Here is a 21912-nt window from a genome sequence, read left to right as displayed (position 1 = left end):
AAGGACGTACCGACCATGGCCGCCGATCCCCGCAGCGCGCCGGTGATGCCTCCCGCTCCCTCCGAGGACGACATCGCCGGCTTCGTCGTGGAGCGTTTCCTGCCCGGCCTCGAAGCCGCCGATCTGGACCCGGAGTACGACCTCCTCGCCACGGCGGTGATCGACAGCCTCGCGGTCCTGCACATCGCGGCCTGGCTGGCGGACGAGCACGGCGTCGAGCTGCCGGACGAGGAGCTCGTCGCGCGCAACTTCCGCACCGTGCGGGCCATCCGGGCCACGGCCGGGCGGGCGGCGGCCGGCACGGGGCTCTCGTGAGCGCCCCCCTGCCCCTGGCCGCGGCGTTCACCGCCCGGGCCGCCGAGCGGCCGTCCGCACCCGCGCTCGTCTGGGAAGGCCGCGCGATCGGCTACGGCGAGCTGTACGCCATGGCCTGCCGGGCCCGCGCCCGGGTGGAGGCCGCCGCGCCGCGTCCCGGACGCCCGGTGGGCCTGCGCGTGCGCAAGTCGCCGGAGTCGGTGGCCCTCGTCCTGGGCTGTCTGATGGCGGGCCGCAGCTTCCTGCTGCCCTCCCACGAACTGCCCGACCTGCCGCTGAAGGAGCTGTACGCGCAGGCCGGTTGCTCCGTGGTGCTCGGTACGGCCGACGGTCCGCTGGTGGACGTCGTGGTGGACCCGTGCGCCGCCGCTCCGGACGACGGCGCCGGGGAGCCGCGCCAGCCCGTCCCGGTCGCCGACGGCGACACCGGTTTCCTGCTGACCACGTCCGGTTCGACGGGCCTGCCGAAGATCGTGCCGCTCTCGCAGGGGGCGGTGGCCCGGTTCACCGCGTGGGCGGCGGACGCCTTCCCCCTCGGTCCGGGCTCCACGGTCCTCAACTACGCGCCGCTCAACTTCGACCTGTGCCTGCTGGACGTGTGGAGCACCCTCGCGCACGGCGGCACCGTGGTGCTGGCCGACCCGGAGCGGGGCACCTCGGCGCGCTATCTGCACGACCTGGTCGCCGGTCACCGCGTGACGCTGATCCAGGGCGTGCCGCTGCTGTTCGAGCTGCTCGCCCGGGCCGCGGCCGAGGCCGGCCCGCTGACCACCCCGGAGCACCTGGTCTTCGCGGGCGAGGCGATGCCGGCCCGGGTGCTGGCGGGTCTGCCTCCGGCGTTCCCGCACGCCCGCTGGTTCAACAACTACGGCTGCACCGAGACGAACAACAGCTTCCTCCACGAGGTGGACCGTTCCGTGCCGGTCGCCGCGCCGCTGCCGATCGGCCGTCCGCTGCCCGGCGTGCGCTGGCTGATCGCCGGGGACGACGGCCGCGCCCTGACCGGACCCGGCCAGGGCGAACTGCTCGTCAGCACGCCCTTCCAGAGCGAGGGTTACGTCAACGTGCCCGCCGGCGGGAAGTTCGCCCCCCACCCCGACGGGGAGCCCGGGGTGGTGTACTACCGCAGCGGCGACGTGGCCCGGCGGCACGAGGACGGCTCGCTCAGCGTGCTCGGGCGGACCGACTACATGGTCAAGGTGCGCGGCACCCAGGTCAGCACCCAGCACGTCGAGAGCATCCTGCTGGAGCACCCGGCGGTCGCCGAGGCGGCCGTCGTCGCGCTGCCCGACCCGGTCGCCGGCCACCGTCTGCACGCGCGCGTGCGGCCGGAGACGACCGGCTCCGTGGGGGTGCTGGCGCTGCGTCAGTACTGTGCGGAGCGGGCGGTGCGGGCGGCGGTGCCGAGCGTGTTCGAGATGGTGTCCGAGCCGTTGCCGAGGACGTCCACGGGCAAGGTCGACCGCAACCGGATCAGGGACTCGCTGGGCACGTCCTGACGCGAGCACGAATAGAAGGGGGGCTGCCCGGTCGTGACCGGGCAGCCCCCCTTTCCGTGTCGTCCCTCCGGGTCAGCGCAGCGCCGCGCGGAAGGCCTTGTAGACCGAGGTGAGGCCGATGGCGAGCACGATGGCCGCCGCCCCGCTGTAGGCCGACTCCTGCGACTCCCAGAGGGTCTCGGCGTCGGCGAGGAAGTCGGGGTTGAACAGCTCCTGCCGGTACAGCACCCAGGCCAGCGGCAGCGTGAACGCCGCGTGGGCGAGCGCGTACCAGCCGGCCAGCCGGACGTTCCAGCCCCGCCCGGCCACCCGGGCGACCCCGACCACCGCGAGACCGGCGAGACCGGCGAGAACCGGCCAGATCCAGCCCGACCACAGGTCCGGGTCCAGCACCTCCAGGTGGGCGCCGCCGTCCGCCCGGTACGGCTCGGCGGTGTGCTGCCAGACGATCAGCGCGAACAGCAGCACGTCCCAGGCCACCGCGGCCAACGCCGCGAACCCGCCCCGGTCGTCCCGCGGGGCGTCGGGCAGCTCGTCCGGCGTCCAGCGGTCGCCCGTGGTGCCGCGGCGGTGCCGGATCCGCTCGTTCACGGCGAACACCACCGTGACCGCGGCGACCAGCTGGGCACCGACACCGAGCAGCGTGCCGGCGCCGACGCGCAGGGCCGCGCCGACACCGCCGCCGTCGGCCACCTCCAGCAGCGCGAGGCCGAGGGCGAGGGCCGGCAGCACGGTGGCCAGCAGGGTGCCCAGCACCCGCATGTAGGCGGGATACAGGTCCGGGCCTATCAGGGCCAGCGGCCGCTCGGTGCACCGGGCCGCGTACCGGACCGGGTCCCCCAGTTCGCTGAGCACCTCCCGCTCGGCCGCCGCGAGGTCGTCCTCGCCCCGGCCGTCGATGGTGTCGGCGATGGTGGCGCGGAGCTCCTGGGCCATGTCGTCGCGCTGGTCCGCCGGAAGCCGCCGGACGACCTCGTGGACATAGCGCTCGGTGAGCACCCCCGTACTCATTCGTTCTCCTTGGTGAGTCGTGAGATCGAAGCGACGAGATCCCGCCATTCGCGTACCAGGCCCTCGCGGACGCGGGCCCCGTCGGGACTGACGCGGTAGAACTTGCGCGGCCGGGACTCGTCGGTGTTCCACTCGCTCGTCAGCAGCCCCTGTTTCTCCAGGCGCCTCAGCAGCGGGTACAGCGTGTTGCCGTCGACGGTGACCCCCGCGTCGTCGAGCGTCTCCAGAAGCGCATAGCCGTACTGCGGTTCACGGAGCAGCGCCAGACAGGCGAGCACCACCGTCCCGCGGCGCAGTTCCTGCGCCTGGCTCAGGGTCAATTCTTCTACGGACACGACTCACACGATACTGTGCGCCGCACACTAATGTCACCCCCCGAAGGGTGTGTATCGACAAGGCTCCGTCGCGGCGGCACGCGGAAACGCCGCGTCCCCCGGGAGCACGGGCTCCCGGGGGACGCGGTGGGGGGAAGGAACTACCAGGTGAAGGCCGCCGACTGGTTGCCGGTGGCGGTGCAGTAGGAGGTGAAGCTGCCGCCGGCGTCGTTCACGGTGAACTTCATGGACCAGTTGGACGCGCTGGGCGCGCCCGTACGGACGGCCGAGTCGGTGGTGTCACCGGCGGCCAGGGACCCGGTGGCCAGCGGGAGCGGGCCGAAGGTGAGCGGGTCGCCCGTGTTCGCGGCCTCGTGCACGGTGCCGGAGAACTGCACCTCGCTCGTCGCGCCACCGGACGTCTTGTTCAGCTTCAGCGTCGTGGTCACGGTGTCGGCGTCGAGCGCGAACTGCGTGCGGATGTCGGTCGAGTCGATCCGGATCGTCTTGCCGCTGCCGGAGTCGGCCGCGGTGAGCGTGACGGTGCCGCCACCCGCGAACCCGCAGTCGTACGAGGCGGTCGCCGTCGCCGGAGCGACGGCGACGGCCGAACCGGCCAGCGCCAGGGTCGTCGCGAGCGCGCCGGAGGCGGCGATCGCGGTCAGGGTGAAGCGTCGCGTCGAGAAGCCGTGCATGGGGGTGTGCTCCTTCGTGGCAGGTGCCGTATTCCTGACAGAACTGGGATGTGGGAGCCGGGCCCGGCGTCACGACATCAGTACAGACGGTGATCCTCTGCTGGTGGTTGGTGATCTCTTGGCGTGCGCCGCTGAGCTGCGCGGAACGGCCCCCGCCACACCGGCGGTCGCCGGGCGCTCCAGTGTTCGCATAGGCCGGGTATGGCACGTCCGGGCAGGGTGGGCGGATTCTTCTCACGGGGGAACGCCCGTGGACCCGACAGGAGCAGCCGTGTCCGAACCGCAGACCGCCGCCGGCGCCGAGTGGTGCGTCGTGCTCAACGGCGAGGAGCAGTACTCGCTCTGGTGGACCGGCCGCGAGCTGCCCGCCGGGTGGCGTGCCGAGGGGACCAGGGGGACGCGGGAGCGGTGCCTGGCCCGGGTGGAGGAGGTGTGGGCCGATCCGCTGCGCCGTCCCGCGGCGGACGGGGCAGGCGCGGCCGGTGACTGCGTGACGGAGACCGTAGGACGTCAGGCACGCCGGACGCCCGGGGCGGCGGCCGTGGGGGGCGAGGGCTTCACGCTGTCCTTCGGCGGACTCGACGCGGCGTCGAACCGCTGGGCCCGGTACCTGCGGTCGCTGGGGGTGGGACGCGGCGCGCTGGTGGGGGTGCTGCTCGGGCGGGGTGCCGAACTGCACGCGGTGACGCTGGGCGTGTGGAAGGCGGGGGCCGGATGCCTGCCGCTGGACCCGGAGTTCCCGGCGGCCCGGCTGCGCGCGCTGCTCGCCGCCACGGGGACGCGGTTCCTCGTCACCGAAGTGGCCCACGGACCGGACGGGTTCGAGGGCCGGGTCCGGTACGTGGACGATCCCGAGGTCCGCGGCGCGCTCGCCCGGCAGCCGGGCGGGCCGTTCGGCGGGGCGCCGGATCCGGAGGACGTGGCCTACGTGACGCAGGTGCCCGCGGCGGCCGGGCGACCGCTCGCCGTGGCGGTCACGCACCGGGGACTGGCCCACCATGTGACGGCGGCGGCACGGGAGCTGGCCGGCGGCGGGGACGGCGGTACGGCGGTGTTCTCGTCGGTCGCCTCCGAGCGGGCGGCGACGGGCCTGTGGGCTCCGCTGTGCGCGGGCCGGCGGGTGCTGCTCGCGCCCCAGGACCTGGATCTGGCGGGGCTGGGCGAGTGGCTCGCGGCGGCCGCACCGTTCGCGTTCCTGATGGCGGCGCCCGGCCACCTGGAGCTGCTCGCGCGGCAGTTGGGGGACGCCGGGACCGCCGCGCTGGCCGGTTCGTTCGTGCTCACGGACGGGGCGCGGGGGCCCGCGGCGGAGCGGCTCGCCGGGCTGCTCGGTCCGGGCCGGCTGCGCACCGCGTACGGGACGGCCGAGACGTCGTACGGCGGCCTCTCGCTGCCCGTGCGGTCCGGCGCGGACGCGCGGCTGCGGGTGCTCGACGGCGCCTGCCTGCCGGTGCCGGACGGCACGGTGGGCGAGCTGTACGTGGCCGGGCCGGGCGTCGCCCGGGGTTACGCGGGCCGGGCCGCGCTGACGGCGCTGCGGTTCGTCCCGGACCCCTTCGGCCCCGCGGGGACGCGGATGCACCGCACCGGACAGCTCGCGCGCCGGACGGCGGCGGGCGAGGTGCGGCTGCTGGGCCGCACCGACCGGCAGGTGTGGGTGCGCGGCCACCGGGCCGACCCGGCGGAGACCGAGGAGGCGCTCCACGACCATCCGAGCGTCGGCGAGGCCGTCGTCCTCGGCGTGCGGGCGGCGCCGGGCGACGTCCGCCTGGCCGCCTACGTGGTGCCCCGCCCCGGCGCGCAGGAGCTCGACGCGGCGGCGCTGGCGGCCCATTGCCGGCGGCGGCTGCCCGGGCATCTGGTCCCCGCGAGCCTCACCCTCCTGGACGAGGTGCCGCGCGACGCCGACGGGCGGGTGGAGCGGGCGGCGCTGCCCGGGGCGGGCGGTTCCGGCGGCCGGCCCGCGCCGGGACGGCGCACGTTCCTCGGCGGGAGCAGCCTCGCGGAGCTGCTCGCGGAGCACCGGGTGCCGGGCGCCTGCGTCGCCGTACTGGAGGGCGGCGGCCTGGTGGCGGTCGAGGCCGCGGGCACCGACGGCGCGGGCCGGCCGGTCACCCCGCGCACCGCCTTCCCGGTGGGGACGCTGAGCCGGCACGTCGCGGCGCTGGGCGCGCTGCGCCTGGTGGAGGAGGGACTGCTCGCCCTGGACGCCGAGGTCGGCCGCGGCGGCGGCACGCCGGTCACCCTGGCGGGTCTGCTGGGCGGCGCCGAGGACGGTGCCGCGCTGCTGCCCGCGCTGCTGGAGGACGTCACGGGCGAGGAGTTCGGGCCGCTGATGCGGCGCCTGGTGCTCGGGCCGCTCCGGCTGGACGACAGCCGCTTCGGCGGCCCCCCGGCCCGCGCCGGCGGCAGGAGCGGCGCCGCGGTGGCCCGCACCGGCCACGACGCCGACGGCCGCGCGCTCGACGGCCCGCGGGCCGCGGATCCGGCCGAGCTGTGGACCACCGCCGCCGATCTCGCCGAGGTGGCGCTGGAGCTCCGGCGCTCCCTGCTCGGCGCCCCCCTCGCCCTGCTCGGCCGGGACCTCGCGGCCCGGCTGCCGTACCCGGGCCCGGACGGCCGCCACGGCCCGGCCGCGACCGCCCCCGGTACCGGCCCGGTGCTCCGGCACGAGGCGGCCCTGCCGGGCCACTACGCCGGGTCGGTGCTCCGTCCGCACGACGGCCAGGGCCTCGTGGTGCTGGCCAACGGCCGGGCCGGCGACCGGGTCGCCGGGGAGATCGAAGCCCGGCTGCGGGACGCGCGCCGGAAGGCCGGACCGGCGCCGGAAGGCCGGTGACGGAACGTGGCGGGAGCGGCAGGATCCGCAGGAGGGCGACGAAGTGACGTACACGCAGCGTGAGTTGTCGTAGAACTCTGTTGTCAGGACCGGTACCAGTCCACACAATGTCTGCGCAATGTCTTCGCGGGGGGCGGGACGTGCAGGGTCCTGGAAGGAGGCGGTGTGGCGCCTCGTCTGTCGTTCCAGGTGCTCGGCCCGCTCAAGGTGAGTGTGGACGGACGGCCGCTGCTGCTGCGCAGCGCACGGCAGCGCACGGTCCTGGCCGTGCTGCTCCTCACCCCGGGCCGTGCCGTCTCCGTGGACGCGCTGGCGGACGCCGTCTGGCACAGCGATCCGCCCGTCACGGCACGCAACCAGATCGCCATCTGCGTCTCCGCGCTGCGCAAGACGTTCCGCGACGAGGCGGGCGTCGACGGCCTCATCGAGACGCTGCTGCCCGGCTACGTGCTGCACCGGGCCGGCCACTACGTCGACGTGGCCGACCTGGACGAGACGGCCGCGGCCGCCCGCGCCGCCGTCGACGCCGGGGAGCTGGGCGAGGCCGCGGCCCGCTTCGAGGACGCCCTCGCCCTGTGGTCGGGGCCGGTCCTCGACGGCATGGACGGCAGCGCGCTGAACGGCACGGTCGACCGGATCTCCGAGCTGCGGACCAACCTGACCGAGGAGTACGCCGCCGTCCGGCTCCAGCAGGGCCGCTACCGGTCGGTGGTGGAGTGCCTGGCCCCGGTCGTCGCGGAGAACCCGCTGCGCGAGCACGCCCGTGCCCTCCTCATGCAGGCGTACCACCTGTCCGGCCGCCGGTCCGAGGCGCTGGACTGCTACCGCGAGGGACGGCGCGTCCTCGTCGCGGAGCTGGGGGTCGAACCGGGCGCCGGCCTGCGGGAGCTGCACCGCACGGTGCTGGAGGGCGAGGGGCGGGCCCCGGCCCGGACCGCCGCCCCGCCGGAGACCGCCGCTGCGGACGCCCCCGCGGGCCCCGCTGCCGCTCCCGTGCCGGTGCCGGTGCCCCGTCAGCTTCCCCTGGCGCCCGAGCCGTTCGTGGGCCGGGAGTACGAACTCGCGTCGCTGGAGGGGCTCGTACCGGCGGGGTTCGGGCACGCCGGCGCCGCGACGGTCCGGGTCGCGGCGGTGTGCGGCCCCGCCGGCGCCGGGAAGAGCGCGCTCGCCCTGCACTGGGCCGACCGGGTCGCGGGGCGCTTCCCGGACGGCCAGCTCTACCTGGACCTCCAGGGCGGGCACGGCGGCCCCGGCACGTCCGAGGCGGCCCTGGAACGGGCGCTGCGCGCGCTCGGCGTGCCCGGCGCCTCGATCCCCGGGGACCTGGAGGACCGGGCCGCGCTCTACCGCAGCACCCTCGACGGCAGACGGCTGCTCGTCGTCCTGGACGACGCCCGCTCCGTGGACCAGATCCGTCCGCTGCTGCCGGGCCGCGGTCCCGCCCGGGTCCTGGTCACCAGCCGGGACCCGCTGAACGAGCTCACCGGGACGCTGGCCGTGGCCCGCGTGGAGCTGGGCGCCATGAGCCCGGCCGAGTCCCTGGACCTGCTCGCCGCCACCGTCGGCGAGGACCGGGTGTCGGCCGAACCGGCCGCGGCGCGGAGGGTGGTGGACCTGTGCGACCGGCTGCCGCTGGCCCTGCGGGTCGTCGCGACCCGGCTGCTGTCCGACCACCGGTGGTCGCTGCGCCAGATGGCGGCGCGGATGGAGGACCGGCGCGAGCGCGTCAGCGTGCTCAGCCCGGGCGAGAGCGGCGTGCGCTCCGGTGTCTGGCTCGGCTACCGGGCGCTGTCGGTGCAGGCCGCGCGGCTCTACCGGCAGTTGAGCATGCTGGACGTGCCCGACTTCCCCGCCTGGATCGGGGTCCCCGTCCTCGGCGTCGCCCCGGAGGCGTCCGAGGAACTGCTCCACCAGCTCGTCGGCGCCCAGCTCCTGGAGATCCGTCCGGCGCCGGGCGGCGGGCCCCGCTTCCGCTTCCAGGAGCTGCTGCGCCGGTTCGCCCGGGAGCGGTGCCTGGCCGAGGACAGCGCGCAGGAGCGCGAGCAGACCCTGGAACGGGTCCTGACCGCCGTGCTCACGCTGGTGCACGCGGCCCAGGAGCAGCTCTACGGGAAGGGCGAGGCCCCGCACGGCGGCCCGGCGCACACCGAGCCGGTGCCGGACGAGACGGTGAGCGAGCTCGTCGCCGACCCCATCGAGTGGTTCGAGGACGAGCGGGAGGCCCTCGGTGCCCTGGTGGCGCAGGCGGTGCGCGACGGGCAGGCGGAACGCGCCTGGCTCCTCGCGGTGGGGACCGTGCCGTTCTACGAGACCCGCAACTACCTGGAGGACTGGCGGCGCACGGCCGAGTGCGCCCTGGAGGGCGCCCGGAACGCCGGCGACACCCGCGGGGCCGGCACCATGCTCCGTTCCCTGGGGACGCTCGCCATCTACCGGCGCCGCTACGGGGAGGCGCGGGAGCGGCTGCTCACCGCCCTGACCCAGCTCGAGCGGAGCGACGACACCCAGGGCCGGGCCATCGTGCGGCGCAACCTCGCGGTGTGCGCCCGCTTCTCCGGCGACCTCGCCGAGGCGGCCCGCCACTGCGAGGACTCCCTGGTGCTGTTCCGGCGGGCCGGGGACAACTCGGGGCTCTCCCACGCGCTGGGACTGCTCGCCCAGATCGAGATCGAGCAGGGCAACCCCGAGCGCGGCGTGGAGCTGAGCAATCAGGCCATCGAGGTCAGCTACGAGGCGGGGTCGCTGCGCAGCCGCACCCAGAACCTCTACCGGCTCGCCGAGGCGCTGCTGAGCGCCGGCCGGTCGGCGCAGGCGGAGCGGATCTGCCACGACGTGGTGGGCCTCACCCGCGGGCAGGGCGACCGGCTCGGCGAGGCCCACGGCCTGTGTGCCCTCGGCGAGGCGCAGTGGCGGCAGGACGAGCCGCACAAGGCCCGCGCCAGCCTGCTGCGGGCGCTGCGCCTCGCCGAGGAGGTGTGCGACCGGTTCCTGCAGGCCAGGATCGTCACCCACCTCGCCTGCGCCGAGGCGATCCGCGGCGACGGGCGTGCCCGCGAGCCCCTGGACTGGGCCCAGGAGGAGTTCCGTACGCTCAACGCGCCGACGTGGGAGCGGCGCGCCGGCCGGTTGCGGGAGGTCCTGGACTCTCCCGACACGCTCCGTCCGATCGAGGGATCGGTGCTGGCCTGTCTGCTGGCCGACCGCTGATCCGCGCGGTCCGCCGCCCCCGCTCCGCGTCGCGCGGACGCGTCACGTCCAGGGCAGGTCGTCGTCCGTGCCGCTGCTCTGCGCGCTGATCCCGGTCCACGGCAGGTCGTCCGTGCCCTGCTCGCCGTCGCCCAGGGCGAGAAGCAGCGGGAGGAAGAGGAGCGCGGTGCCGGCGAGCGCGGTGGCGAACGTACGGGGCTTACGCATGAAGTAGTCTCCTCGTTGCTCCTGGGAAGTTGTGCAGAAACATCCTGTGCGGAATTTCTGGAATCATCCTAGGCGCGCATTCTTTTGAAGCGATTTCGCGATCATTTCGCGCACCCATATCGACTCGATAACGCGTCGAAACCGCCCGTGGATACGGTGCCCGAGTGTCATTCGACGGGGACTGAGCGGGATGGGGACTGCGCTGTGCCGAACTCTGCTGGGGTGTCGTCCCGGACCGTCGAGGGGCCCGCCGGACCGGGTGGCCCGGACGTGCCGGGGGAACTGGCGTTCCGGCTGCTGGGCCCGGTCTCCGTGACCCGGGCGGGCGCGGTGGTCCCACTGTCCGGGGCGAAGATCCACACCGTGCTCGCGGTACTGCTGCTGGCGCGCGGCGCTCTGGTCACCGACAGCCGGCTGAGCGCCGTGCTGTGGGCGGACGCGCCGCCGTCCACGTCGAACGCGCAGATCTACACCTACGTGTCCCGGCTCAGGAAAACACTGGGAAACCGGGCGCAGATATTCCGGAAAGGGCCGGGGTACGTTCTCGACGCCCGGGACTCCGAGGTCGATCTTTTCTCCTTCGAACGGCTCGAGCGGCTCGGCCGCCGGGCCCTGGAGGAGAAGCGTCCCGAAGAGGCGGGCCGATTACTCGGGAGCGCGCTCGACTGCTGGAGCGGCCAGGCCCTGGAGAACGTCACCGAGCACCTTCTGCGGTGCGAACGGCCGCGTCTGGAATTCCTGCGGGCGCAGGCACTGGAGCGGCGGATCGAGGCGGACCTGTCGCTCGGCCGGCACCGCTCCCTGGTGCCCGAACTCCTCTCCCTGGTGGCCCGCTTCCCCATGGACGAGAGTCTGCGCGCCCACCTCATCACCGCGCTGCACCGCTCCGACCGGCAGGCCGAGGCCGTCCAGGTCTACGGCGAGGGCCGCCGGATCCTCGACGAACAGCTCGGCGTCGTGCCCGGGAGGCAGCTCAGCGACGCCTATCTGCGGATGCTGCGCGGCGAGGGTGCCGGCCCGCAGCGCCGGCCGGTCGTGCTGCTGCCGGCCCGGTCCGCCACCTTCACCGGACGCACCGCCGAGGCGGCCCGGCTCAGGTCGCTGCTGCTGCGCCGCCCCTCGGGCCCGGGCGCCCGGCCGCGGGCGGCGCTGGTCACCGGCATGCCCGGCAGCGGCAAGACGGCCCTGGCCGCCGAGGTGGCCCACGACTGCGCCGAGGCCTTCCCGGAAGGCGTGGTGCACGCCGACCTCCAGGACGCCGACGGGACCGCCCGCCCGCCCGCGGCCGTGCTCGCCGAGCTCCTCGCCGCGCTGGACGGCACCGAGGACGCCACGCGGACCGCCCGGCACGGCCTGAACGAGCTGGTGCGCCGCTACCGGGCCCGGACCGCCGACGCCCGGCTGCTCGTGGTGCTCGACGACGCCTCCGGCGACGGGCAGCTCACCGGGCTGCTGCCCGCGGGTCCCGGCAGCGCGCTGCTCGTCACCAGCCGGACACGGCCGGCGGCCCTGTCCGCCGCCCACACCGTCGTCCTGGGACCGCTGGACGAGGAGGACGCCGTGGCGCTGCTCGCCGAGGCCGTCGGCGACGACCGCGTGCGGGCCGAGCCCGGGGCCGTCCGGGACGTGGTGCGCCACTGCGCCGGGCTGCCTCTCGCCCTGCGGATCGCGGCCGCCCGGCTCGCCGCCCGCCCGCACCGGACGGTGGCCCGGTTCGCCGCCCAGCTGGCCGACCCGGGCACCCGGCTCGCCGCCCTGAGCTACGGCACCCTCGACCTGACCCGCGCCTTCGGCCGCGCCGTGTCCCGGCTCAGCCCGGGCACCGCGGCGGTGCTGCCGTGGCTCGCCGCGGTGGGACCGGGCCCCTTCACCGCCCGGCTCGCGGGCGAGGTGACCGGTCTGGAGGAGGCCGGGGCCGAGGGCGCCCTGGAGGAACTCGTCGACGCCGGCCTGCTCTTCGCCGAGCCCGGCGGCGCGACGGGCGAGGACCGCTACCGCTTCCACCCGCTGGTCCTGCTGCACGCGGACGCCGCTCCCCGAAGGGAGCTGCCCCGGTGAGCCCGCGGCCGGGCGGCGGCCGGTGCGGTGACAGCCCTGTTCACAACGGACGGCCGGAACCGGCCGCGATGACGCACAAGGATGGTGACTGCCATGAGTGAGGTGGCCCCGATCACCCGGAACGACGCGGTGCAGGCCCTCTATTCGGCCATCGAGGAGGCGGCCGGACTGCTGGAGGTGGAGTACGAGCCCGAGGACGTGCTGCGCATCCTGGACCTGTACGGAGGCGATCTGACCCAGGCCGTGGTCGCGTTCCGTGTCGCGACCGGCGCGCGCCGCTCGGGCGAGCTCGACTGCCGGTTCACGGTGCCGCAGGACGCCGACCCCTATCAGCTCGCGCTCGACAACGGCCTGCTGGAGAAGACCGACCACCCCGTGTCCCGGCTGCTCGCGGACCTGCGCGAGCACTGCCCCGTGGACGGCTACGGCATCGACTTCGGTGTCGCGGGAGGCTTCAAGAAGATCTGGGTGGTGCTGCCCCGCACCGGCCTCCAGGAGGTCACCAAGCTCGCCGGCCTTCCGTCGATGCCGCGCAGCCTGGGCGAGAGCCTCGACTTCATGGCCAGGCACGGCCTCGGCGACACCGTGGGCCTGCTCGGCATCGACTACCGCAACCGCACCGTCAACATCTACTTCGGCGAGCCGCCGGCCGGAGGCATCTCCTCCGAGTCCGTGCGCTCCATGCTCCGCGAGGTCGACCAGGCCGAACCCAGTGAGCAGATGCTCCGCCTGGGCCGCCAGGCCTTCGGCGTCTACGTGACCCTCGACTGGGACTCGCCGGTCATCGCACGGATCTGCTTCGCCGTGGCGACGACGGACCCGTCCTCCCTGCCCGTCGAACTCGACGAGCGCATAGGGATGTTCGTACGGCACGTGCGGCGTGCCGATCCGCACACGAGGTTCGTCTACGCCGTCGCGTCCCAGCCCGACGGTGAGTACTACAAGCTCCAGTCCTACTACCGGTGGGGCGCCGGCGTGCCGGAGATCATGCAGCTCCCCGAGGGAGCCCTCGCGGACCCGGTGTGAGGCCGCGCGCCGCCTCCCCGCTCCCCCGCTCCCTCTCTTCCCTCCTCCCTTTCCTCGTTTTCTTCGCTTTCCTCGCTTCTTCTCTCATCCGCATGCGGAAGGACGCACCTTGAGCACCGTAGAAGTTCCAGTACTGATCGTGGGCGGCGGCGGCTCCGGCCTGGCCGCGTCCGTCTTCCTGTCCGGCCACGGCGTCGAACACCTGCTGGTGGAGCGCCGCCCGGACACCTCGCGCCTGCCGAAGGCGCACTACCTCAACCAGCGCACCATGGAGATCTTCCGCCAGTACGGCCTGGCGGACGACGTGGCCGGACCGGCCGCCGCGCCCGAGCAGTTCGGCAAGGTCCGCTGGCAGACCACCCTCACCGGCCCGGGCCCGCTGGACGGGCGGGTCATCCACGAGATGGACGCCTTCGGCGGCGGCGCGCTGCGCGAGACGTACGAGGCGGCGGGCCCCGTGATGCCGGCCAAGCTGCCGCAGCTGCGTCTCGAGCCGGTGCTGCGCCGCCACGCGGAGGAACGCAACCCCGGGGGCGTCCGGTTCGGCCACGAGCTGGTCTCGCTGACCGAGAACGCCGACGAGGGCGTCACCGCCGAGATCCGTGCCACGGAGACCGGCGAGGTCACCACCGTGCGCGCGCAGTACGTGATCGCGGCGGACGCCGGCCGCACGGTGGGCCCCGCCCTCGGCGTGCGCATGGAGGGCCTGCCCGCCCTGTTCGACGCCACCACGGCGTACTTCTCCGCGGACCTGTCGCAGTGGTGGACCGAGGGATCGGTCATCACCTGGTTCCTCAACCCCTACCGCCCCGACCTGTCCAGCGCCCTCATCGAGATGGGCCCGACCTGGGGCAAGCACTGCGAGGAGTGGGGCCTGCACCTGCCGCTCGCCGGCATCGACCGCACCGACGAGAAGGCGGTCCTCGGCCGCATCCGCGAGGTGCTCGGTCTGCCCGACCTCGAGCTGACCCTGCACGAGGTGACGAGCTGGAGCGTGGAGGCCGTGATCGCCGAGCGCTACCGCCACGGCCGGGCGTTCCTCGTCGGCGACGCCGCCCACCGCCAGCCGCCCGCCGTGGGCCTCGGTCTCAACAGCGGCATCCAGGACGCGCACAACCTCGCCTGGAAGCTCGCCGCGGTGCTCCGGGGCGGCGCGGAGGACGCCCTGCTCGACACCTACGAGGCGGAGCGCCGGCCCGTCGGCCAGTTCAACCTCGGCTGGGCGATGTCCGCCGCCGGGCACCACCAGGTGGTCATCGACGCCGCCGTCGGTCTCGGCCCGCACGTGCCGCCGGAGCGCCGCACGCCGGTGTTCTTCTCCTACTTCTCGCCGACCCCGGTGGGTGCCGCGCAGCGCGCCCGGGCGGCGGAGATCTTCGCCACGCACCGCGGCGAGTGCCAGGCCCTCGACGTGGAGACCGGCTTCGCCTACGAGCAGGGCGCGGTCGTCCCCGACGGCAGCCGCCCGCCGGCCCGTTCGCCGCTGGGCGACGAGTACCGGCCCACGACCCGCCCGGGGCACCTGCTGCCGCACGCCTGGGTCGAGCGGGACGGCCGCCGCGTGTCCACCCACGACCTGGTCGGCTCCGCCACCGGCTTCCTGCTGATCACCGGGCCGGACGGGGCGGCGTGGACCGAGGCCGCCGAGCTGGCCGCGAGCAAGCTCTCCGTCCCCGTGACCGCGGTGCGGATCGGCGACGGGGACGCGGAGTACCGCGACGCCGACGGCGTCTGGGAGCACCTGCGCGGGACGGACGGGGCGGGTGCCGTGCTGGTCCGGCCCGACCAGCACGTGGCCTGGCGCGCCACCGGCGCCGAGGCGGACCCGGCGGGAGCCCTCACCGGGGCGCTCGCCGTCGTCCTGGGACACCGGGCCCCGTGACCCTCCGTACCCCCTGCCCGTTCTCACCGACGAACACGGAAGAAGCAACATGATCAACAGACGGTCCTTCCTCACCGGCGCCGGCGGTGTCGCGCTGGCCACCACGGCGCTGGCCGGCGCCGCGCAGGCCAAGGCCGGTACCTCCGGCACCCGGTGGAGCCGGCTCGCCGACCGGCTCCAGGGGCGCCTGGTGCTCCCGTCGGACGCGGACTACCAGCGGGCCAAGCAGCTCTACCAGGTGCAGTTCGACGCCACCAGCCCCAGGGCGGTCGCCTACTGCGCCTCCGCCGCCGACGTCAGCACCTGCGTCCGCTTCGCCGAGGCCCACGGCATACCCGTCGCCGCGCGCAGCGGCGGCCACAGCGCGGGCGGCTACTCCACCACCGAGGGCCTGGTCATCGACGTGTCCGGGCTCGACTCGATCGTGCTCGGCGACGGTTCGGTGCGGATGGGCCCCGGGGCGCAGCTCGTCGACATCGCGGACACGCTCGCGCCGGCCGGCCTCGGCATCTCCGGCGGGTACTGCCCCACCGTCGCGGCCGGCGGGTTCTTCCAGGGCGGTGGCATGGGCCTGTTCACCCGCAGCATCGGCATCGCCTCCGACAAGGTGACGTCGGCGCAGGTGGTCCTCGCCGACGGGCGCGTCGTCACCGCCTCGCCCCACCGCCACAGCGACCTGTTCTGGGCGCTGCGCGGCGGCGGTGGCGGCAACTTCGGCATCGTGACGTCGTACGAGGTCACTCCCTCGCCGCTGACCGACGTGGCCGCCATCAACCTCGTGTGGACCTTCGACCAGTCCCTGGACATGCTGGACGGCTGGACCCGGTGGCTGCCCGACGCGCCCTGGACGATCGGCAGCGGTGTCAACGTCACGCTCACCGACGCCGGCCCCGGCACCGTGCCGACCGCGTCGGTGTTCCTCGGGTCGGTGGACACCGGCGCGGGCTTCGACGCCGAGATCGCCCGGCTGATCTCGCTGGTCGGGCGTCCCCCGGTGTACCAGCAGAAGTTCACCGCCCCGTACCGGTCGGTCCTGATGTCGCTGTACCAGTGCTCCGACCTGACGGCGCAGCAGTGCCACCGCGCCGACACCTCCCCCGACGGGAGGATCCAGCGCCCGGCGTTCGGCGCGTGGCGCAGCCGGCTGTTCGAGCGGACGATGCCGCGCGAGGGCTGGGCCAGGGCGCTGGAGACCTTCGACGCGAACCGGTTCGCCGGGCAGATGCGCCAGTTGCAGATCTCCGCGCTCGGCGGCCGGGCCAACACCGTGGCCCGCGACGCCACCGCCTACGTCCACCGCGACAGCCTCTTCTCGGTCAGCTACCTCACCTCGAACGCGGCCGCGCCGGTCGCGGCCGAGGCCAAGGCCGCCGCCTGGGAGTACGTCGACGACGGCTTCGCGGTGATCGACCCGTACTCCAACGGCGAGACCTACCAGAACTTCATCGACCCGCGCCTGCCCGACTGGCGGCGCTCCTACTACGCCGAGAACTACGCCCGGCTGGCCCGGGTCAAGGACACCTACGACCCGCACCGGTTCTTCCGGTTCGCCCAGGGCGTCAGATGACCGGGCGCCCGGCTCCGCACGGGGACGCCTCCCCGGCGGGGCCGGGCCCGTCCCCCGCACCCCCCACCCCCCGCACCCCAGGCCGACCGGCCGTTCGGACCGACCGAGACAGGAGCACTCCATGAAGATCGCGGACCCGGCGCGTCCGGCCCTGCTGGCGCTGCCCGAGGAGGTTTCCCCGGACCAGGTGCGCCGGGCCACGGCCCGGCTGGTGGCGTACATCAGCGGCAGGACCGACGACGACGGAGCGATACGGGAGCGGTGCGAGAGCAGAGTGCTGGAGTCCGCGCTCGCCCTCTCGCTGATGACGCGGACCGGCGTGGACTCCCCCGCCCGGGACCGTCTCCTCGCCTATCTGCGCGGACACCAGGAGTCCCCGGACAAGCTCGACCGGGTGCTCGCCTCGCGGGCCCTCGCGGGTGCCGCGGGACTCGAGCCCGGCGCCGACAGCGCGCTCGTCGCCACCCTGGCGTCGGGCGTCCTGGGCGCCGCGCCGGGCTTCATCTCCACCCGCCGTCGCCTGATGGTGTACGCGGTGCTCTCGGTGCTCGGCTGCCCGCTGCCCGCCGACGCCGAACTCCCGGGCGGCGGAGAGGTCCCCACCGACCCGCTGCACTCGTGGGCCGCCGTGCAGCAGGCGTCCATCATGCTGATCCTGGCCGGCGCCCTCGGCGTACGGAACCGGGCCACCGACGCCGCCCTGGAGACCCTCCTGGCCACCGACCCCGCCGGCGCGGTGTGGGAGGGCTACGTGCTGATGCACCTGCTGGTGCTGCACGCCCTCGCCGGGACGCCCGGCCACGAGGAGACCGTGCGCCGCGGCATCACCGCGCTGCTGCGTCATCAGCGCACCGACGGCGGCTTCCCGTTCGTCCTGGAGATGCACAACTGGTGCACGTCCACCGGCGGTCTAGCCCTGCACGCGGCCGGTGCCGACCCGGCGCTGCTGCGCCGCATGGCGGCGACGCTGGCCGCCCAGCGGGGCGGCGCCGCGCTGCGCTCGCTCTCCCGCGGCCGGACACTGACCGGCGGCTGGTCCATGTCGCCGCTCGTCGCGCAGAACGACGTCGACGACACCTCCTGCGCGCTGGAGTTCCTCCAGGCGGTGGATCCGGTCGCGCACGCCGGCACGGTGCGCGACGGGGTGGCCGCGCTGCTGGCCGTACAGGGTGCGGACGGCGGCTTCCCGACCTACGTCGGCGGCGCGTCCTCCGAACCGTGCATGACGGCCGCCGCGGTCTGCGCGCTCGGTCCGCACCCGGAGACCGCGCCGCGGCGCGAGCGGGCCCTGGCGTTCCTCGCCGACAGCCAGCTCGCCGACGGCGGGTTCGAGCCGGGCTGGAGCCGCAGCCGCCTGCACAGCCTCTTCCGGGTGCGGCTCGCCGCCTGCACGGCGGGCCCGGACGACGCGCGCTCCGCGGCCATGGCCGCGCGGATCGACCGGACGGTGCGCGAGACGCAGAACGCCGACGGCGGCTGGGGCATGCAGCCCGGCGACCCCAGCGACGACATCAGCACCGCCTACGGCCTGATCACGCTCTGCCACGCGGACGACCCCCGTCCCGTCGGCACCGCTCTGACCTGGCTGCTGGAACGACAGAAGGCCGACGGCAGCTACGGCGGCCCGCCCGACATGGTCGGCCCGCGCCCCTTCGCCTACCACTTCCCGCTGCTCACCGACATACCGGTGCTGCTCGCCCTCGGCCACGCCCGGGCGCGGGTCCCCGGACTGCGGGGCGCACTCGCCGGACAGGCCGCGTCCCCGGGCCTCCTGCCCACCTCGACCACTTCCCCCTGAGAAACACCACTCACCCCCACGGAACACGGAGAGAGACACATGCTGCGAAAACTGGCCGCGCTGCCCAGCGGAAGGGTGGGCAAGTGGGTCGTCATCGCGATCTGGGCCGTCGTACTGGTCCCGGCGCTGATGCTGGCCGGGAAGCTCGGTGACGCGGAGGAGAACGACAACTCGGCCTGGCTGCCCGGCAACGCGGAGTCCACCGCCGTCGTCGAGCGTGCCCAGAAGCTGATGCCCACCGACTCCGTGCCCGCGATCGTGCTCTACGACCGGGCCGACGGGGTCACCGACGCCGACCTGGCCAAGGCGCGGGCGGACGTCACGGCGTTCCAGGGCATCGAGAACGTCGTGGGCACGCCGCAGGGCCCGGTCCGGTCCGAGGACGGCAAGGCCATCCAGACCATCGTCCAGGTCCACAAGGACAAGTCCGGCTGGGAAGGGCTCGGCAAGGTCGTCGACGCGATGGCCGACGTGGGTGAGAAGGACGCGAACGGCCTCGGCTTCCATGTCGCGGGGCCGGCCGGCTACGGCGCCGACTCGATCAAGGCGTTCGGCGGCGGCGGCGCGCTGACCACCATCACGGCCCTGGTCGTGGTCGCGATCCTGCTGATCACCTACCGCAGCCCGCTGCTGCCGCTGCTGCCGCTGATCACCGTCGGCGTCGCCCTGATGGCGGCGGAGGCGCTGATCTACCTGCTGGCCGACAACGCCGGTCTGGTCGTCAACAAGCAGACCAGCTTCATCCTGGTCGTGCTGATCTTCGGCGCCGCCACCGACTACGCGCTGCTGCTGATCTCCCGCTACCGGGAGGAACTGGCCCGCCACGAGGACCGGCACGAGGCGATGGCGGAGGCCCTGTACCGCTCGGGCCCGGCGATCGTGGCCAGCGCGGCGACCGTCGCGATCAGCCTGATGCTGCTCATGCTCGCCGTCCTGAACTCCACCGCGGGCATGGGCCCGGCCTGCGCCATCGGCGTCCTGGTCGGCCTGCTCGCCATGGTGACGCTGATGCCGGCGCTGCTGGTCGCCTGCGGCCGGTGGATCTTCTGGCCCTCGAAGCCCGTGTACGGGGCCGAGGCCGAGCGCAAGGAGAGCGTCTGGAGCCGGATCGGCACCGCCATCTCGGGCCGCCCGCGGCTGGTGTGGGTGGGTACCGTGCTGGTGCTCGGCGCGATGGCCCTCGGCACGCTCGGGCTCGACGCCTCGGGTCTGTCGAACAAGGACCAGTTCACCAACAAGCCGCAGATGGCGGTCGGTGAGGAGATCCGTGCCGCGCACTTCCCGGCCGGCTCCGGCGACCCCGTCTACGTGGTGACCAGGGCCGGCGCGGTGGACGAGGTCAGGTCGGCGCTGGCCGGGGTGCCCGGGATCGGCGGTGTCGCGGACCCGGTGGTGCGGGGCGACGAGGCGGTGCTGCTCGCGCAGCTGGAGAACGAGCCCAGCAGCGAGGCGGCGCTGCGCACCGTCGACCGGGCGCGGACCGCGGTCCACCGGATCGACGGCGCGGACGCGCAGGTCGGCGGCAGTACCGCGATCATGGTCGACACGGAGAACGCGGCCTCCCGCGACTCCAAGGTGATCATCCCGATCGTGCTGCTGGTGGTGCTGCTCATCCTGGGCGTGCTGCTGCGCGCGGTGGTCGCGCCGCTGCTGCTGATGGCGACGGTGCTGCTGTCCTTCGGCGCGGCCCTCGGCGTGAGCAGCCTGGTGTTCGAGCACGTCTTCGGCCTCGCCGGAGCCGACGCGTCGTTCCCGCTGCTGGCGTTCGTGTTCCTGGTGGCGCTGGGCATCGACTACAACATCTTCCTGGTCACCCGGGTCCGCGAGGACGCGCTGCTGCACGGCACCCGGCGCGCCGCGCTGACCGGTCTGTCGTCCACCGGCGGGGTGATCACCTCGGCGGGTGTGGTGCTGGCCGGCACCTTCGCGGCCATGGCCTCGCTGCCGCTGGTCTTCGCGGTGGAGCTGGGCTTCGCGGTGGCGTTCGGCGTGCTCCTCGACACCATCGTGGTGCGTTCGGTGCTGGTCACCGCGCTCACCCTGGACGTGGGCCGCTGGATGTGGTGGCCCAGCAAGCTGTTCCGGCAGCGCGACGACGCCGTGGCGTCGGCGGGCGAGCCCGATCAGGTGCCCGCGTACAGCGGGAGCTGAACCATCCCTGCCACGGACCCCCGGCACCGTCCCGCGCGACGGTGCCGGGCCCGTGCGCGGGAGAGCCGGCCCGGTACCGCGGGAGCGGACCGGGCCGTGCGCCGGACGTCGCGGCGGGCCTCGCGCCCGCGGCGACCGCATGCACCGTCCGGGGCATGCGCGGACACACACTTACGGGGCTGACACGATGAGTGCAGAGACGATGGACAGGGGAATCCGCCGCAGCACCATGACCGCCGTCCCGGTGGCCGTCGGACAGCGCGGGGGCCGGGCCGCCGCCGGGCCGCCGCCGGCGGGGAACCCGGGCGGGGCGGAGGGCACGGGGGCCCAGCGCATAGAGGAACTCGAGCGTGAGGTCCGGGAGTTGAAGCGCGCCAACGAGACGCTCAAGCAGTACGTGAGCAGAGCGCTGGACCTCGACACCGCGCCGTCCCGGCGCCCGGACGACCGCGTTCCGGCCCCCGTGGGACGCGGCCTCCCGGAGCCGTCCGCTCCCCCGCGCCGCCCCGCGCCGGGCGCGGGGGTGGAGTTCCGTGTGCTCGGCCCGGTGGAGGCGGCCGTGGGCGGCCGGTGGGTGGACCTCGGGGCGCCCAAGCAGCGTGCGGCGCTCGTGCTGCTGGTGAGCCAGGTGGGCCAGCCGGTCTCCGTCGACGCACTGGTGGAGGCGCTGTGGGACGGCCGGCCGCCGCAGTCGGCGATCACCTCACTGCACGCGTACATCGCCAATCTGCGGCGCGCCCTGGAGCCGCACCGGGCGCCGCGCACCCCGGCGACGGTGCTGTGCACCCGCGGGCGGGGCTACCTGCTGAACAGCCGGGCCGTCGAGGTCGACGCCCACCGCTTCTGGGAGAACGCCACCTCGGGATGGCAGGCGCTGGACCGGGGCGATCCGCAGCGAGCGCTGTACGCGTTCGAGGCGGGCCTCGCCCTGTGGCGCGGGGAGGCGTACGCGGAGGTGGCCGCGACCCCGCAGGTCGCGCCCGAGGCCGTGCGCCTGGAGGAGCTGCGCCTGTCGGTGGTCGAGGGCCGCTGCGCCACCCTGATCGCGGTGGGCAACCACGAGATGGCGGTGCCCGAGCTGGTGGCCTTCACCCAGGCCCATCCGCTGCGCGAGTACGGCTGCGAGCTGCTGAGCCTCGCGCTGTACCGGGCGGGCCGGCAGGCGGACGCGCTGTCGGTGCTGCGGGCCCACCAGAAGAGGATGGTGGAGGACCTGGGCATCTCGCCCAGTCCCGCGCTGCAGCACCTGGAGCTGGAGATACTGCGCCAGGCGCCGGAACTGGAGCGCTCGTAGCCGTCTTGCTCGTGTCGCCGGCGGAGCCCCCGGCGCCGCGGCCCCCGGC

General features: G+C 74.6%; 15 protein-coding genes. 11 read left to right on the top strand and 4 right to left on the bottom strand.

Annotated features, from left to right (window positions below; all coding sequences use genetic code 11):
• Nucleotides 1–15: 15 nt before the first annotated feature.
• The gene (locus ACFWJB_RS33965; RefSeq protein ID WP_385468545.1) at nt 16–315 is read left to right on the top strand and encodes an acyl carrier protein; all 300 of its coding nucleotides are present in this window, start codon (nt 16–18) and stop codon (nt 313–315) included.
• Nucleotides 312–1814: an AMP-binding protein gene (locus ACFWJB_RS33960; RefSeq protein WP_385468542.1), complete on the top strand. Its 1503-nt coding sequence runs from the start codon at nt 312–314 to the stop codon at nt 1812–1814. The genes ACFWJB_RS33965 and ACFWJB_RS33960 overlap by 4 nt, the downstream gene beginning before the upstream one ends.
• Before the next feature lie 72 nt (nt 1815–1886).
• Here ACFWJB_RS33960 and ACFWJB_RS33955 read toward each other — a convergent pair whose 3' ends face one another.
• From ACFWJB_RS33955 to ACFWJB_RS33945, 3 genes are all read right to left on the bottom strand, one after another.
• Nucleotides 1887–2825, bottom strand: coding sequence for an HAAS signaling domain-containing protein (locus tag ACFWJB_RS33955; protein ID WP_385468539.1), 939 nt, complete (start codon nt 2823–2825; stop codon nt 1887–1889).
• Nucleotides 2822–3160, bottom strand: coding sequence for a PadR family transcriptional regulator (locus ACFWJB_RS33950; protein WP_385468536.1), 339 nt, complete (start codon nt 3158–3160; stop codon nt 2822–2824). Before ACFWJB_RS33950 ends, ACFWJB_RS33955 begins: the two co-directional genes overlap by 4 nt.
• A gap of 140 nt (nt 3161–3300) precedes the next feature.
• Entirely contained in the window at nt 3301–3834 is a 534-nt protein-coding gene (locus ACFWJB_RS33945; protein WP_385468533.1) for a hypothetical protein, read from the bottom strand.
• 271 nt (nt 3835–4105) lie between these two features.
• Here ACFWJB_RS33945 and ACFWJB_RS33940 point away from each other — a divergent pair, with 271 nt between their 5' ends.
• The gene (locus ACFWJB_RS33940) at nt 4106–6673 is read left to right on the top strand and encodes an AMP-binding protein (RefSeq protein ID WP_386927080.1); all 2568 of its coding nucleotides are present in this window, start codon (nt 4106–4108) and stop codon (nt 6671–6673) included.
• 165 nt (nt 6674–6838) lie between these two features.
• Nucleotides 6839–9880, top strand: a complete 3042-nt coding sequence (locus tag ACFWJB_RS33935) for a BTAD domain-containing putative transcriptional regulator (protein ID WP_386927078.1) — start codon at nt 6839–6841, stop codon at nt 9878–9880.
• 42 nt (nt 9881–9922) lie between these two features.
• Here ACFWJB_RS33935 and ACFWJB_RS33930 read toward each other — a convergent pair whose 3' ends face one another.
• On the bottom strand, nt 9923–10087 hold the full coding sequence (locus ACFWJB_RS33930) for a hypothetical protein (RefSeq protein WP_385468524.1): 165 nt from the start codon (nt 10085–10087) through the stop codon (nt 9923–9925).
• Nucleotides 10088–10309: 222 nt separating this feature from the next.
• Between ACFWJB_RS33930 and ACFWJB_RS33925 the strand changes: the two genes are divergently transcribed.
• The 7 genes from ACFWJB_RS33925 to ACFWJB_RS33895 all read left to right on the top strand — a co-directional run bounded on the left by ACFWJB_RS33925 (nt 10310) and on the right by ACFWJB_RS33895 (nt 21863).
• Nucleotides 10310–12145, top strand: a complete 1836-nt coding sequence (locus ACFWJB_RS33925; protein ID WP_386927076.1) for a BTAD domain-containing putative transcriptional regulator — start codon at nt 10310–10312, stop codon at nt 12143–12145.
• Between the two features lie 93 nt (nt 12146–12238).
• On the top strand, nt 12239–13171 hold the full coding sequence (locus ACFWJB_RS33920; protein ID WP_385468518.1) for an aromatic prenyltransferase: 933 nt from the start codon (nt 12239–12241) through the stop codon (nt 13169–13171).
• Between the two features lie 109 nt (nt 13172–13280).
• Nucleotides 13281–15053, top strand: a complete 1773-nt coding sequence (locus ACFWJB_RS33915) for an FAD-dependent monooxygenase (protein ID WP_385468515.1) — start codon at nt 13281–13283, stop codon at nt 15051–15053.
• Between the two features lie 49 nt (nt 15054–15102).
• A complete protein-coding gene (locus tag ACFWJB_RS33910; RefSeq protein WP_385468512.1) occupies nt 15103–16620 on the top strand; it encodes an FAD-binding oxidoreductase in 1518 nt (505 codons plus the stop codon).
• A 121-nt stretch (nt 16621–16741) separates the two neighbouring features.
• A complete protein-coding gene (locus ACFWJB_RS33905) occupies nt 16742–18418 on the top strand; it encodes a prenyltransferase/squalene oxidase repeat-containing protein (protein WP_385468510.1) in 1677 nt (558 codons plus the stop codon).
• Between the two features lie 39 nt (nt 18419–18457).
• Nucleotides 18458–20569 (top strand): MMPL family transporter, encoded by a 2112-nt coding sequence (locus ACFWJB_RS33900; protein ID WP_385468507.1) that lies wholly within the window; start codon nt 18458–18460, stop codon nt 20567–20569.
• A 202-nt stretch (nt 20570–20771) separates the two neighbouring features.
• On the top strand, nt 20772–21863 hold the full coding sequence (locus ACFWJB_RS33895) for a BTAD domain-containing putative transcriptional regulator (protein WP_386927072.1): 1092 nt from the start codon (nt 20772–20774) through the stop codon (nt 21861–21863).
• The last annotated feature ends 49 nt before the right edge of the window (nt 21864–21912 follow it).

It is taken from the genome of Streptomyces sp. NPDC127100, from assembly GCF_042724095.1.
Taxonomy (GTDB): Bacteria; Actinomycetota; Actinomycetes; order Streptomycetales; family Streptomycetaceae; genus Streptomyces.
The sequence above is the reverse complement of the archived record's forward strand: the minus strand, read 5'-3'. Positions and strand labels throughout refer to the sequence as shown.